Raw genomic sequence first — 12,972 nt, forward strand, 5'->3', positions numbered from 1 at the left:
CGGCAGCCAGCGCCCGCCAGATGCATCAACAGGTGCACCAACACAGCCCCGGACCGGCCAGCATGAACAGTCTTACCCAAGGACCTTGTAGTTTCCTTGACCCACTGCCCACGCAAAAAACCCCCGGAACCACAAGGATTCCGGGGGTCTTATCTGGTAGCGGCGGGGAGGCTCGATCTCCCGACCTCACGATTATGAGTCGTGCGCTCTAACCAACTGAGCTACGCCGCCATAAATGAGGAAAACCTGTGCTCAGCCGGTCAAAAACCGCCTTGACACAGGCCCTCATTCAGAGCCCCCCACCGGAATCGATCCGGTGACCTCGTTCTTACCAAGAACGCGCTCTACCACTGAGCTAGGGGGGCAACGAGTAAATACTCTACCGGAAGATTCCGCTCCCAACAAATCGGCGCCCGGGACGTCCCGAAAGCGCCTAAATCGGCGGAAAACCGGGGTCTGAGGGGCCCTAGCGACGGCCGCGGGCGGCCCGGCACCACCGCCGGAGGTGCGGATGTGACCAAGGGAACTTAACGCAGAACGGGCCGGCTGTTGGGCCGGCCCGTTCTCAGGGTGAATCAGTGCTTTAGCAGCTGATGGTTACCACTTGGTCCGGGGCTTGAAGCCGCCTTCGGTGCGCGGCTTGCGGGCCGCGTCGGAGCCGACGCCACGCTCGTTGCGGTCGCTGAAGGACCGCCCGCCACGGTCAGCGGAGGTCCGCTCGCCGTCGTTCTTGCGGAATTCGCGCTTGAAGCCGCCGTTGCCCTTGAAGTTGCCGCCACGGTCGCCGCCGCCGGAGTAACCGCCGCGGCTGCCGCCCTGGCCGCCGCCCTGGCCGCCGCCCTGGTAGCTGCCGCGCTCCCCGGAGGGCTTGCGGCCGTTGTCCAGCTCGAGGTGGATCAGTTCGCCGCCGATCCGGGTGCGGGACAGGGCCTTCAGCTGGTCGGCGCTAAGGTCCGCCGGGAGCTCCACGAGGGAGTGGTCGGCGCGGATGTCGATGCCGCCGATCTGGGCCGAGGAGATGCCGCCTTCGTTGGCAATGGCGCCGACGATCGAACCCGGCATGACGCGCTGGCGGCGTCCGACGGCGATCCGGTAGGTGGCGTTGCCCTCGGTCAGGGAGCGGGTCGGGCCGCGGGAGCCGAAGCCGTCCTTGGCGCGCTCACGCTTCTGGAATTCAGGAGCAGCAGGCAGCTCCTTGACCAGCAGCGGCTGGCCGCCCTGCGCCATCACGGCCAGTGCGGCAGCGATTTCCGAGGCCGGCACGTTGTGCTCTTCCTCGTAGGAGGCGATGAGGTCGCGGAACGACGAAACATCCTCGGAGGCGAGGGTCTCGGTGATCTTTTCCGCGAACTTGCCCAGGCGCAGGGTGTTGACCGTCTCGGCGGTGGGCAGGTGCATCTGCTCCACCGGCTGGCGGGTCGCCTTCTCGATGGACCGCAGCAGGTACTTCTCCCGCGGCGTCATGAAGAGGATCGCGTCGCCGGAACGACCTGCACGGCCGGTGCGGCCGATGCGGTGCACGTAGGACTCGGTGTCGTGCGGGATGTCGTAGTTGACCACGTGGCTGACGCGCTCGACGTCAAGGCCGCGGGCCGCGACGTCGGTGGCGACCAGGATGTCGATCTTGCCGTCACGCAGGGCCTCGACCGTGCGCTCACGCTGCTGCTGCGGGATGTCGCCGTTGATGGCGGCGGCCTGGAAGCCCCGTGAACGCAGCTTGTCGGCGAGGTCCTCGGTGGCCATCTTGGTACGGACGAACGCGATGACGCCTTCGAACGGTTCGACCTCGAGGATGCGGGTCAGCGCGTCGAGCTTGTGCGGGCCCATGACCTGCAGGTAACGCTGGCGGGTGTTGGCGCCCGTGGTGGTCTTGGACTTGACCTGCACCTCGGCCGGGTTGTTCAGGTACTGCTTGGACAGCCGGCGGATCTGGCTCGGCATCGTGGCGGAGAACAGTGCAACCTGGCGGCCCGCGGGGGTCTGCTGGAAGATCTGCTCCACGTCTTCGGCGAAGCCCATGCGGAGCATCTCGTCAGCCTCGTCCAGCACCAGGTACTGGAGTTCGGACAGGTCGAGGGAACCCTTGGAGATGTGGTCGATCACGCGCCCGGGGGTACCGACAACAACCTGGGCGCCGCGGCGCAGGCCGGCGAGCTGGGGGCCGTAGGCGGAGCCGCCGTACACCGGGAGGACGGTGAAGTCGTCGATGTGCTTGGCGTAGGAGGTGAAGGCCTCGGCAACCTGAAGGGCGAGCTCACGGGTCGGGGCGAGCACCAGGGCCTGGGTCTTGCGGGACGGGCCGTTGAGGTCGTGGAGCTCGGCCAGGCGGGACAGCGCCGGTACTGCGAATGCTGCAGTCTTACCGGTGCCCGTCTGGGCCAGGCCCACGACGTCGCGGCCTTCGAGCAGCAGCGGGATGGTTGCTGCCTGGATCGGGGACGGCTTCTCGTAGCCGACGTCCTGCAGGGCAGCAAGGACGCGGCCGTCGATGCCGAGGTCCACGAACTTGACGCCCTCTTCCTCGGCGTCGTCTTCCTTCGCGGGGGCGGCCGGGGCTTCGGTCTGGGTGTCGGCCTGCGGTGCAGCTTCGGCAGCGGCCGGAGCGTCGTTGTTCGCAGGAGCCTCGGTGAATACCGGGGCGGAGCCGGCTGCGGGGGCAGCCGTTTCAGAAGTCTCGACGTCGGCCTGGCTGTTCTCGGTGGCGAGTTCGGTTTCGACGGAGTTGTTCTGATTTTCGGGCATAGGTGAAATATCCTCATCCATAGGGGCCAAGCGGCACAACCCGAGGTGAGCGGAGCCGCAGTACGCGTGACCGAAATCGCCGGGCATACTTTGACCGGCCGGTCACATAGAAGCCCGGCGCTTTCGCAATCCCGTGGCAGGACTTCCCGCTGCATCTCTTGGCTGCTATCCCAGCAGTCTGTACAGCGTTTTCTTTAGCCGGCTCTCCCTATGAAAATGCCCGCATCGCAATGCGCGGGCCCCAACACTTACCAGTCTTGCCTCAAGAATTGGGCAGGAAATAAGGGATTTCCGGAGTGGGGGATAGTTCAATTGTAGGGCATGGATCCGCGCATGGGTAACGCAGGGGCCCGCGACGGCGGTGAGCTTGCGCACACGGGCGCCGGCCCCGCTACACGCCGAGGCGGCGCTGAAGCTTCGCGAACTCCCCGTGGTACTCGGGCTGGAGGCGGATCTCGCCGTCGGCGTCGGCGTCCCGCAGGGCCTCCATGTCCTCCATCGTGGGGTCGCTGAACCACTTGCCGATGGTGACCCCGTGCGTGGGGACGAAGATCCGGTGGATGTGGTCGCCTGCCTGGATGCTGCCCACCCGAACCACCCGCAGATAGGTCCCCACCCGCCCGGCATCGCCGAAGCGCTTGGTCCAGTGCGGCTCATGCATCCGGCGCTGGAACGTCGCGCAGGGGGTGCGGGGCGACGTCACCTCGACCTCGACGTCGAGTCCGATCTTCCAGCGTTCGCCGATAATGGCGTTGGTGGCGCTGATGCCGGCGACGCGCAGGTTCTCCCCGAAGATCCCCGGCGGCAGTTCACGGCCCAGCTCCGCGGCCCAGTAGTCGGCATCGTCCTGGGAGTAGGCGTAGAGCGCCTGGTCCTCGCCGCCGTGGTGGACCCGGCTGGCCTGGACGTCACCGCGCAGCCCAAGGCTGTGCACCCTGACCGGCCCGGCCACGGGCCGTTTGTCGATCGCTGTGACGCCCACACTTCCGGGGTCGTCCAGCAACTGGTGTACGCGGCAGACGGCGAGCACAGAAGCGGTGTCCATGGCACCAGTGTAGGCCCGGGCCCCGCGCGGCGCTCCTGCCCGGTTACTTTCCGGCCCACCCCCGCGAATACCGCTGCGCCTAGACCGTAGGATGCTGGAATGAGCAACGAGGCTGGTTTTCCCCCTGGATCTGCAGGAACAGACGTGTCCGACGTCCTGGCGATCGATTCCCTGCTGAGCGCCGGGGAACTGGCCGTCCGGGAGCGGGTCCGCGATTTCACGGACCAGCGGATCCGTCCGGGAATCGCGGACTGGTACGACGACGGCGTGTTCCCGCTCGAACTGGCCCCCGAACTGGGCGAACTCGGCGTCCTCGGGATGCATCTGGAGGGCTATGGCTGCCCGGGCCGCTCCGCCGTCGAATACGGCCTGGCGGCGATGGAACTGGAAGCCGGCGATTCCGGGATCCGCACGTTCGTCTCCGTGCAGGGCTCGCTGGCCATGACAGCCATCCACAAGTGGGGCTCGGAGGAGCAGAAGCAGGAGTGGCTCCCCCGGATGGCCGCCGGCGAACTGATCGGCAGCTTCGCGCTGACCGAGCCCACGGCCGGCTCGGACCCGGCCTCAATGAAGACCTTCGCCCGCCGCGACGGCCCCGGCGACGCGGCCGGATGGATCCTGGACGGCGCCAAGCGCTGGATCGGGCTCGCGTCGGTGGCCGACGTGCTGGTGGTGTGGGCGATGACCGACGACGGTGTCCGCGGCTTCGTGGTCCCCGCCGGCACACCCGGGGTCACCGCGACGCCGATCGGGCAAAAGCTCTCCATGCGCGCCTCGATCCAGTGTGATGTCGCGTTTGACGGCGTCCGGCTGGGTCCGGAGGCCCTGCTTCCGGCAGCCCGGGGGCTGCGTGGCCCGTTCAGCTGCCTCAACGAGGCCCGCTACGGGATCGCGTGGGGTGCGATGGGCGCTGCCCGGGACTCCTATGAGGCCGCGCTGAAGTATTCGCAGGAGCGGCTGCAGTTCGGCAAGCCGCTCGCGGGGTACCAGCTGACCCAGGAGAAGCTCGTGAACATGCTGGTCGAGATCCAGAAGGGCACGCTCCTGGCGCTGCAGCTGGGACGGCTCAAGGATGCCGGGAAGCTGCGGCCCGAGCAGATCTCGCTGGGCAAGCTGAACAACGTGCGCGAGGCGATCGCGATCGCGCGGGAGGCCCGGACCATCCTGGGCGGGAACGGGATCACCCTGGACTATTCGCCGCTCCGGCACGCCGCCAACCTTGAGTCCGTGCGGACCTACGAGGGCACCGACGAGGTCCATACCCTGGTCCTGGGCCAGCACATCACCGGGTTGGCCGCCTTCCGCTGAGCCTGCACCCTCCGCGAGTTGGCATTTCGCGGCAGTGTTGAGCGGGCAAAGTCAAGCAGTCGGAGCAACGCGGAATGCCAACTCGGCGGGCCCGTCGAGGGGCGCTCAGGCGGAGAAGCCGCCGTCGGCCTTGACCAGCTGGCCCGATACCCAGCGGCCTTCGGGCGAGAGCAGGAACGCGACCGTCCCGGCCACATCCGCGGGGGTTCCGAGCCGGCCGCCCGGCTGGCGCCGGGTCAGGTCGTCGCGCAGCTGCCGGTCCATCCAGCCGGTGTCCACCGGACCGGGATTGAGCACGTTGGCGCTGATCCCCCGGGGCCCGAGTTCCCGCGCAGCCGCGGTCACGATCCGGTCCAGCGCGCCTTTGGAGGCGCCGTAGGGCAAGTTGAAGGCGGTGTGGTCGCTGGTCAGGGCCACAATCGCGCCGCCCGAGGCCGGGACCTGCCGCGCAAACGCCGCGATCAGCTGCCAGCTGGCGCGGGTGTTGACGGCGAAATGCCGCTCGAAGCTCTCCAGGGTCGTGTCGAGGATGCCCGAGTCCACGGATTCAGCGTGGCTCAGCACCAGCCCCTGCAGGGGTCCGGCCTCCGCCGCAATGGATTCCATCAGCCGGTCCACGGCCTGCGGGTCCTGGAAGTCTGCCGGCAGGGCCACGACGGCGGCGCCGGTGGCCTGGAGTTCCGCGGTGAGTTGTTCGACGTCGTCGGGCTGGACGCCCCAGGGCATCCGGGCGTCGTAGTCCTGCCAGTACGTCAGGACGAGGTCCCAGCCGTCGGCCGCCAGCCGGCGCGCGATGCCCGCACCGATTCCCGCCAGCCGCCCGACGCCGGTCACGAGGACAGTCTTGCGGTGCGCCGGTGTCTCGGCCAGCTGGGGCACGGCGGGCCGGTGTTCGGGAGGCTGGGGCACGGCAGACGGCGTGGCGGGCGGGGTCGCATCCATGCGGACCAGCCTAGCGGCAGGTTCCCAGCGGGAGGTTAGGCCGGAACGGGCGCGGGTTCCTTGGCGGCGGTGTCCTTGCGGATGGTCGCGCTGATGACGGCGGCGATGGTGCACATCGCGGCGGCACCGAACCAGGCGTAGGTGTACTGTCCGGTGGCGTCCCGGATGGCGCCGGCGGCCAGTGCCGCGGCGGCCGCCCCGAGCTGGTGGGCCGCGAAGACCCAGCCGAACACGACGCTGCCGTCCGCTCCGAAGACCTCACGGCAGATGGCGGCCGTTGGCGGCACGGTGGCAACCCAGTCCAGCCCGTAGATCACCACGAACACGATCATGCTGGGCTGCACGGTCGCGCTGAGCAGCAGCGGCAGGACCAGCAGGCCAATGCCCCGGAACTGGTAGTAGACCGCGAGCAGGATCCGCGGATTGAAGCGGTCGGTCAGCCAGCCGGAAGCGATGGTCCCCACGATGTCGAAGATCCCGACGACGGCCAGCAGGCCCGCCGCCGTCGTCTGGGACATCCCGTGGTCGTGGGCGGAGGGGATGAAGTGGGTGCCGATCAGGCCGTTGGTGGTGGCGCCGCAGATCGCGAACCCCGCGGCGAGGGCCCAGAAGGTGCGCACCTTGCTGGCCCGCTTGAGCACCTGCAGGGCACGGACCGCGGCGTTCCGGCTCGGTCCGGCCGCTCCGGCGGCGTCCGGTCCGGAAGTGCCAGCGGCTCCCGGTCCTTCCGACGCCGGCTCGGCTTCGGCGCCGTAGGGCAGCACGCCGGCCTCGGCCGGGGAGTTCTTCAGGAACTTCAGCACCAGCGGGACCACGGCGAGGGCGCCGGCGGCGATCAGCAGCGAAGCCTGCCGCCACCCCGGGTCCTGCGCAAGGGCGGCGATGAACGGCAGGAAGACCAGCTGTCCCGCGGCGCTGCCGGCGGTGAGGATGCCGATCACCAGGCCGCGGCTCTTGACGAACCAGGTGTTGGCAATGGTCGCCGCGAAGACCAGCGCCATGGACCCGGTCCCGAGCCCGATCAGCAGCCCCCATGTCAGCAGGATCTGCCAGGACTCGTTGACCAGCACGGTCAGGGCGCTGCCGGCCCCGATCAGCACCAGCGCCACCGACGTGACAACGCGGACGCCGAAGCGCTCCATCAGGGCGGCGGCGAAGGGCGCAGTGAGGCCGAAGAGCACGAGGTTGATGCTGACCGCGGCTGAGAGCACCGTGGTGGACCAGCCGAATTCGCTCTGCAGCGGCACCATCAGCACCCCCGGCGCGGCGCGGAAGCCCGCGGCGCCCACGAGCGCGAGGAAGGCGACCGCTGCGACGATCCAGGCAGGGTGGATCCGCCGTTTGCGCGCGGGCAGCAGGGTGGTTTCGGGGGCGCTCATGCGGCGGGTCCGTTCACGTCGGTGGGAGTGCCGGCCGGGGGGCGGCGGAGGCGGGGGCGGCGGCGAGGGCCACGGGTTCCGGGGTCCGGGTCAGGCTGTGCCAGCTGGTGTTGTGGGCCGTGAGCCGCTCCCCGCACACGGTGCAGCTGTCCGCGGAGGTCGTGCGCGCGCCGCAGCCGGTGTGGATCACGAACATGTGGGCTTGCTCCGACGGTGCCGGCAGATGCTTTTCGGCCCAGAGCACGACGGCGTTCAGCACCGGCAGGGCGTCCTCCCCCTTCGCGGTGAGCACGTACTCCTGGCGGGTGCGGCCGCCGTCGTCGTACGGCTGCCGGCGGAGCATTCCGGCGTCGACGAGGGCCGTGAGGCGTTTGGTGAGGACGGAATCCGCGGCCCCCAGCCGGGACTTGATGGCGTCGAAGCGGCCGTTGCCGAAGAAGACCTCACGCAGGACCAGCATGCCCCAGGGGTCGCCGAGGATATCCAGGCCGCGGGCCATGCTGCAGTTCCGCTGGGACCAGTCGGATCGAAGTGCCATGCCGACCAAACTAGCTGACTATCTTCAAGAAAGCTAGAGCAACACTGCCGTGAAATGCACACTCGCGCGGGAGGAAAGGAGTGCGGGAGGGAAGGAGAGCGGGGAAACCCGGCGTTACGCCCCCGGGCGGAGCGCGGCGCGGGAGGGACGGTAGGCCAGCGCCCAGAACACCAGCATGGCGATCCCGCAGAGCACGCCCAGGCTCGCCACAATGAGCTGCCACTGGGTCTGCGGGTCCTTGCCCCATTCGGCCGCCCCGGCCATGACGGACAGGTACTTGGGCGTCAGGTAGAAGGCCAGGGCCGAGAACGCCACGATGATCCATCCGGCGAGGCGCATCCGCCCCTTCCGGGACGGCACCCGGTGGATCGCGAAGCCCATGCAGGGCAGCGCCACGGCCATCCACACCCAGTGGTGGGACCAGGACACCGGGCTGACCAGCAGCATCAGCACGGCGGTGGCCGAGACCGCGACGAAGTTCTCGTCCGCGGCCACGGCCCATGCGATCACGAGCGCGGCCACCGCGGCCAGTGCCAGGGAGAGCACGAGCCACAGCATGCTGGTCAGGCCGGAGTCAGGGAGTCCCAGGTGCAGCAGCAGGCCTTTGACCGAGAGGTTGTCCACGTAGGCCGGCCCGCCGATTCGGCCGGTGTCCGGCAGGATCTTGGTCCAGAAGGTGAGCGAGGCCGTGGGCAGGATGGCCCAGGCCAAGCCGATCGAGCCGAAGAAACCGGCTGCCATCCAACCGAGGGCTTTGAAGTCGCGGCGGACCAGGAAATACAGCCCGAATGCCAGCGGTGTCAGCTTGATCCCGGCCGCGATGCCGATCAGCAGCCCCGCGGGCCAGCGGATCTCCCCGGCCCGGGCTTTCCCGTAGAGCGCGAAGTCGGCGAGGATCAGGCCCATCAGGATGATGTTGATCTGGCCGAAGTCGAAGGTGTCCCGCCACGGCCCCAGGAGCAGGATCGCCGCCGTGCCAGCCAGGGCCACGGCCCGGAAGCGCCAGTCGGCGAACGCGTTCCGCCAGCTGCCAAGCCGGAAGTAGTGCCGGGCGAGCCAGGCCGAGACGATCGCTGCGCCCAGCAGCGCCGTGGTGATGAACACGAGGCCGCCGCCGCCCTGGCCCAGCGCCGCCATGGCCGCGAACAGCAGCGCCGCGAACGGCGGGTAGGTGAACGGCAGCCCGTCCCGCGGCGCGTAGAGCTCGTTGACGCCGGTCTCGCCGGTCTGCAGCACCCGGTTGCCGCCGTAGAAATACACCTCGAAGTCGTTCAGCAGCGGGTTGTAGGACGAGTACAGCACCACCAGGGCGGCGACGACGGCGAGCGCGCCGGCCGCCGTCGCGAGCCAGCCGCGCATGGTGGAGGGCGTGGCCCTGGTGGTGGTGGTCACGGGTGCTTAGCTGCCTGACTTGCCGGTGGCGGAGTCGAGCTGCGCGAAGGCCTGCTCGAGGTCGGCGATGAGGTCCTCGACGTCCTCAATGCCGCAGGAGAGCCGGATCAGGTTGACCGGGACGGCGAGTTCGGTGCCCTTGACCGAGGCATGCGTCATTTCCGAGGGGTAGTTCATCAGGGATTCGATCCCGCCGAGGGACTCCGCCAGGGTGAACACGGAGGTGGACTCGGCCACCTTGCGTGCTGCCGCCTCGCCGCCCTTGAACTGCACGGAGATCATGCCGCCGAACTTCTTCATCTGCTTTTTGGCGAGCTCGTGCCCCGGGTGCGAGGGCAGTCCCGGGTACAGCACGGCCTCGACCTCGGGGCGCTGCAGCAGCCATTCGGCCACGGCCTGCGCGTTGTCGCTGTGGCGGTCCATCCGGACGCCCAGGGTCTTGAGCCCGCGGGTGGTGAGGAAGGCGTCCATCGGGCCGGAGATCGCACCGACGGCGAACTGCACGAAGCCGATCTTCTCGGCCAGCTCCGCGTCGTTGACGATGATGGCGCCGCCGACGACGTCGGAGTGCCCGCCGATGTACTTCGTCGTGGAGTGCACCACGACGTCGGCGCCGAGGGCCAGCGGGTTCTGCAGGTATGGCGAGGCGAAGGTGTTGTCCACGACCAGGAGGGCGCCGGCGCCGTGCGCCAGCTCGGCGAGGGCCGCGATGTCGGTGATCTTCATCATCGGGTTGGACGGCGTCTCCACCCACACGAGGCGGGTCTTGCCCCCGTTCGATCCACCAGCCGCCACGGCCTGTGCGACGGCGTCGAGGTTGGACATGTCCACCGGGGTGTTGCCGATGCCCCACTCCCCCAGCACGCGGGCAATCAGCCGGTAGGTGCCGCCATAGGCGTCGTTGCCGAGCACGATGTGGTCACCGGGGCGCGTGAGCGCGCGGATCATGGAGTCCTCGGCGGCGAGGCCGGAGCTGAAGGAGAACGCGGCGGAGCCGCCCTCCAGCGCGGCGAGCTGTTCCTGCAGCGAGTCGCGGGTGGGGTTGGTGCCGCGGCCGTACTCGTAGCCGGCCCGCAGCACGCCGATCGCTTCCTGGGCGTAGGTGGTGGAGAAGTGCACGGGCGGCACGACGGCGCCGGTGCGCGGCTCGAATTCCTGGCCGGCGTGCACGGCGCGGGTGTTGAAGCCGGGGGTTCGTGCGGAGGAGCTTTCTGGCAAAGACATGTGCGTTCCTTTCGGCCGGCGGCCGGGCGCCCCCGGGGGCGGTCCGGCTGCCGGGTCAGTTGCTGAGGTCAGTTGCGGCGGTCAGTTGCTCAGGTAGGCGAGGAGGTCGTGGCGGGTCAGGATCCCCACCGGAGCGCCGACGAACGTCACCATCAGGGTGTCGGCGTCGGAGAGGAGTTCGCGGGCCGTCGAGATCGATTCGAGCGAACCGATCACCGGCAGCCGGGCCTCCATGTGTTCGGAGATCTTGTCCGAGAGTTTGGCCTCGCCGCGGAACAGCTTGGCGGTCAGGGTGCGTTCGTCCACGGCGCCGAGGACCTCGCCCATCACTACGGGCGGTTCCTGGGACAGCACGGGGATGTGGGAGACGCCGTACTCGTTCATGATGTTGATGACGTCGCGGACGCTCTCGTTCGGGTGAATGTGCACGAGGTCCGGCAGCTCCCCGGTCTTGGCCTTGAGGATCTCGCCCACGGAGGCTTCGTCGCCGCTGGCCAGGAAGCCGTAGGAGCGCATCCACTGGTCGTTGAAGATCTTGGCCAGGTAGCCGCGGCCGGAGTCCGGCAGGATCACGACGACGACGGCGTCGTCCGGCAGGTTCCTGGCGACCTGCAGGGCGGCGACGACGGCCATGCCGGAGGACCCGCCCACGAGCAGGCCTTCCTCGCGGGCCAGCCGCCGCGTCATCTCGAAGGAGTCGGCGTCACTGACGGCGATGACGTCGTCCGGGACGGACTTGTCGTAGTTCGCGGGCCACATGTCCTCGCCGACGCCCTCGACGAAGTACGGCCGGCCGGTGCCGCCGGAGTAGACCGAACCCGCCGGATCCGCGCCGATGATCTTGACCACGCCGCCGTCGGCCTCCGCGCGGTGGGCGGAAACTTCCTTGAGGTACCGGCCGGTGCCGGTGATGGTGCCGCCGGTGCCGGCGCCGATCACGCAGTGCGTGATCCGGCCCTCCGTGTCGCGCCAGATTTCCGGGCCGGTGGATTCGTAGTGGCTGGCCGGGGCAGCCGGGTTGGAGAACTGGTCGGGCTTGTAGGCACCGGGGATCTCGGTGACGAGGCGGTCCGAGACGCCGTAGTAGCTCTGCGGGCTGTCGGGGGGCACGGCGGTCGGCGTCACCACCACCTCGGCGCCGTAGGCCTGGAGGACGGCGCGCTTGTCCTCGCCGACCTTGTCCGGCACCACGAAGATGCAGCGGTAGCCCTTCTGCTGGGCGACTAGGGCCAGGCCGACGCCGGTGTTGCCGGAGGTGGGTTCCACGATGGTGCCGCCGGGCAGGAGCTTGCCGGTGCGTTCGGCCTCCTCGATCATCTTCACCGCGATGCGGTCCTTGATGGAACCGCCGGGGTTCAGGTATTCCAGCTTCACCAGGACCGTGGCCCCGATGCCGTCGGTAACGTGGTGCAGCTTGACGAGCGGCGTATTGCCGATGAGGTCCAGAACGGACTGGGCGTACTTCATAGGTACAAAGTTACCGTCTCCGCCCGCCGGGGGCCGCCCCGGGCGCCTCAGGCGCCGATGTCGTTCGCCCCGCTCGCCCCTGCGGCGGTGCCTCCCTCCGGCGCGGCGTTCTGCCACAGGCCGATGATGTTGCCTTCGGTGTCCCGGAAATAGGCGGCCCAGCCCATGGTGCCGACTTCCTGCCGCGGCTGGACGGTGCTGCCGCCCAGGGCATTGATCTTCTCCAGCGCCGCGTCGATGTCCTCCACGTCCACCGTGATCACCGGGGACGTGAGCTCCCCCTCGCGGCGGAACATGCCGCCGTTGATGGACCCCGGAACGGAGGGCATGCCCGTCTCATCCGTCGGCGTCGTCATGAGCATGGCGTAACTCAGCTCCGGCATGGCGTCTATTCTCCAGCCGAGCGCCGACCTGTAGAACTCCCGCGCGCGGTTCTCGTCGTCTGCGGGGATTTCGAAATGGATTACTCCGCCAGCCATCACTTTCTCCTTAGAACAGGAATTCGGTGCCTCGGTTGTAGCGCGGCGGTCCGCGCCATAGGGAAATTCTAGGTCTGTGCCGCGTTCTGCCACAGACCCACGATGTTGCCTTCGGAGTCTTTGAAGTAGGCGTTCCAGCCCATCCCGCCAACCTGCATCTTTTCCCGGTACGTCGAGCCGCCCAGCGCGGTGATCTTCTCCAGCGCGGCGTCGATGTCGTCCACGTCCACGGTGACCACCGACGTCGTGATCCCCCCTTCCCGCTTGAACAGCCCGCCGTTGATGGAGCCGGGAACCGCCGGCCGGCCTTGCCCGTCCATCGGCGTGGTCGTCGCCAGGCTGTAGTTCATCTCCGGCATGACCTCAAAGCCCCAGCCGAACGCTTTACTGTAGAACTCGCGGGCGCGGTTCTCGTCGTCCGCGGGGATCTCGAAATGCACCACTCCACCAGCCATC

At 68.7% G+C, this 12,972-nt stretch carries 11 protein-coding genes and 2 tRNA genes; 1 reads left to right on the forward strand and 12 read right to left on the reverse strand.

From position 1 onward, the window contains the following. Positions 1-154: 154 nt before the first annotated feature. The 4 genes from ABIC21_RS01175 to ABIC21_RS01190 form a co-directional block, all read right to left on the reverse strand. Positions 155-231, reverse strand: a tRNA-Met gene (locus ABIC21_RS01175). Between the two features lie 62 nt (positions 232-293). Then, positions 294-365 (reverse strand) — tRNA-Thr (locus ABIC21_RS01180). 232 nt (positions 366-597) lie between these two features. Beyond that, positions 598-2,742 carry a DEAD/DEAH box helicase gene (locus ABIC21_RS01185; protein ID WP_354348592.1) on the reverse strand — a complete coding sequence of 715 codons (2,145 nt, stop codon included), beginning with the start codon at positions 2,740-2,742 and terminating at the stop codon, positions 598-600. 391 nt (positions 2,743-3,133) lie between these two features. Continuing rightward, positions 3,134-3,787 (reverse strand): MOSC domain-containing protein, encoded by a 654-nt coding sequence (locus tag ABIC21_RS01190; RefSeq protein WP_354348593.1) that lies wholly within the window; start codon positions 3,785-3,787, stop codon positions 3,134-3,136. A 99-nt stretch (positions 3,788-3,886) separates the two neighbouring features. On the opposite strand from ABIC21_RS01190, the gene ABIC21_RS01195 reads away from it, so the two are divergent. Next, complete coding sequence (locus tag ABIC21_RS01195) at positions 3,887-5,095, forward strand: acyl-CoA dehydrogenase family protein (RefSeq protein ID WP_354348594.1); 1,209 nt, start codon at positions 3,887-3,889, stop codon at positions 5,093-5,095. Positions 5,096-5,200: 105 nt separating this feature from the next. Here ABIC21_RS01195 and ABIC21_RS01200 read toward each other — a convergent pair whose 3' ends face one another. The 8 genes from ABIC21_RS01200 to ABIC21_RS01235 form a co-directional block, all read right to left on the reverse strand. After that, entirely contained in the window at positions 5,201-6,037 is an 837-nt protein-coding gene (locus ABIC21_RS01200) for an SDR family oxidoreductase (RefSeq protein ID WP_354348595.1), read from the reverse strand. Between the two features lie 35 nt (positions 6,038-6,072). Then, positions 6,073-7,416, reverse strand: coding sequence for an MFS transporter (locus ABIC21_RS01205; RefSeq protein WP_354348596.1), 1,344 nt, complete (start codon positions 7,414-7,416; stop codon positions 6,073-6,075). Positions 7,417-7,429: 13 nt separating this feature from the next. Beyond that, on the reverse strand, positions 7,430-7,954 hold the full coding sequence (locus tag ABIC21_RS01210) for a winged helix-turn-helix transcriptional regulator (protein WP_354348597.1): 525 nt from the start codon (positions 7,952-7,954) through the stop codon (positions 7,430-7,432). Between the two features lie 114 nt (positions 7,955-8,068). Next, positions 8,069-9,346, reverse strand: coding sequence for a glycosyltransferase 87 family protein (locus ABIC21_RS01215; protein ID WP_354348598.1), 1,278 nt, complete (start codon positions 9,344-9,346; stop codon positions 8,069-8,071). A gap of 6 nt (positions 9,347-9,352) precedes the next feature. Next, on the reverse strand, positions 9,353-10,570 hold the full coding sequence (locus ABIC21_RS01220) for a cystathionine gamma-synthase (RefSeq protein WP_354348599.1): 1,218 nt from the start codon (positions 10,568-10,570) through the stop codon (positions 9,353-9,355). A gap of 81 nt (positions 10,571-10,651) precedes the next feature. After that, a complete protein-coding gene (locus ABIC21_RS01225; protein WP_354348600.1) occupies positions 10,652-12,037 on the reverse strand; it encodes a cystathionine beta-synthase in 1,386 nt (461 codons plus the stop codon). Between the two features lie 47 nt (positions 12,038-12,084). After that, positions 12,085-12,516 carry a VOC family protein gene (locus ABIC21_RS01230; RefSeq protein ID WP_354348601.1) on the reverse strand — a complete coding sequence of 144 codons (432 nt, stop codon included), beginning with the start codon at positions 12,514-12,516 and terminating at the stop codon, positions 12,085-12,087. 68 nt (positions 12,517-12,584) lie between these two features. Continuing rightward, positions 12,585-12,971 carry a VOC family protein gene (locus tag ABIC21_RS01235; protein ID WP_354348602.1) on the reverse strand — a complete coding sequence of 129 codons (387 nt, stop codon included), beginning with the start codon at positions 12,969-12,971 and terminating at the stop codon, positions 12,585-12,587. Position 12,972: the final 1 nt, after the last annotated feature.

Source organism: Pseudarthrobacter sp. PvP090, assembly GCF_040547365.1.
In the GTDB taxonomy this organism is placed as follows: Bacteria; Actinomycetota; Actinomycetes; order Actinomycetales; family Micrococcaceae; genus Arthrobacter.

Coding starts and splice junctions, on each gene's coding strand:
- ABIC21_RS01185 (WP_354348592.1), bottom strand. CDS start 2,742: ATGCCCGAAAATCAGAACAACTCCGTCGAAACCGAACTCGCCACCGAG.
- ABIC21_RS01190 (WP_354348593.1), bottom strand. CDS start 3,787: ATGGACACCGCTTCTGTGCTCGCCGTCTGCCGCGTACACCAGTTGCTG.
- ABIC21_RS01195 (WP_354348594.1), top strand. CDS start 3,887: ATGAGCAACGAGGCTGGTTTTCCCCCTGGATCTGCAGGAACAGACGTG.
- ABIC21_RS01200 (WP_354348595.1), bottom strand. CDS start 6,037: ATGGATGCGACCCCGCCCGCCACGCCGTCTGCCGTGCCCCAGCCTCCC.
- ABIC21_RS01205 (WP_354348596.1), bottom strand. CDS start 7,416: ATGAGCGCCCCCGAAACCACCCTGCTGCCCGCGCGCAAACGGCGGATC.
- ABIC21_RS01210 (WP_354348597.1), bottom strand. CDS start 7,954: ATGGCACTTCGATCCGACTGGTCCCAGCGGAACTGCAGCATGGCCCGC.
- ABIC21_RS01220 (WP_354348599.1), bottom strand. CDS start 10,570: ATGTCTTTGCCAGAAAGCTCCTCCGCACGAACCCCCGGCTTCAACACC.
- ABIC21_RS01225 (WP_354348600.1), bottom strand. CDS start 12,037: ATGAAGTACGCCCAGTCCGTTCTGGACCTCATCGGCAATACGCCGCTC.
- ABIC21_RS01230 (WP_354348601.1), bottom strand. CDS start 12,516: ATGGCTGGCGGAGTAATCCATTTCGAAATCCCCGCAGACGACGAGAAC.
- ABIC21_RS01235 (WP_354348602.1), bottom strand. CDS start 12,971: ATGGCTGGTGGAGTGGTGCATTTCGAGATCCCCGCGGACGACGAGAAC.